The sequence below is a fragment of the Candidatus Rhabdochlamydia sp. W815 genome (genome assembly GCF_018642185.1).
GTDB classification, from domain to species: Bacteria; Chlamydiota; Chlamydiia; order Chlamydiales; family Rhabdochlamydiaceae; genus Rhabdochlamydia; species Rhabdochlamydia oedothoracis.
Genome location: NZ_JAAVTY010000118.1, coordinates 1 through 569 on the forward strand (window position 1 = coordinate 1; position 569 = coordinate 569).

General features: G+C 39.4%; 1 protein-coding gene. It reads left to right on the top strand.

Translation table 11 applies throughout. From position 1 onward, the window contains the following. On the top strand, positions 1-402 hold a 402-nt coding region (locus RHOW815_RS07075), incomplete at its 5' end, for an ISAs1 family transposase (RefSeq protein ID WP_215217617.1). Positions 403-569 lie beyond the last annotated feature (167 nt).

Genomic DNA, 569 nt, shown 5'->3' on the forward strand with positions numbered 1-569 from the left:
GGTAATAAGACAATAGATCCTATCCATATGGTAAGCGCTTTTGCTTCTGAGCAAAGTCTTGTGTTGGGACATCTTAAATGTTCTGGAAAAGGAAAGGAACTAGAGACCATTCAAAGCCTGCTTACTATATTAAATATTAAAGGAGTTGTTGTAACAATCGATGCAGCCGGTTGTCACAAAATAGTAGTAGAACAGATTTGTTCCCAGGGAGGAGATTATGTTATTGCTCTTAAAGGCAATCAAGACCACTTACATGCAGAAGCTCATAACTTTTTTGAACAAGCACAGAACGTTATACCGGAAGAAGCTAGCTGTGATTATTGGCGGTCTGAAAAATGTACTCGAGGACGTAGTGAGATAAGAGAAGTATGGGCGACTGAGAAATTGGAAGAAGCTGCATAGCTTGTGATATGCGTAAAAGTACAGAAGAAATCGCAAGAGAGGAATAGCTGTGAAATTCGGTATTTTATTTCAAGTCTACCTGCTAATGCAGAACGTCTTGCAAAGGAAGTGCGTAATCACTGGAGCATCGAAAACAAATTGCATTGGCAACTTGATGTTAATTTCCG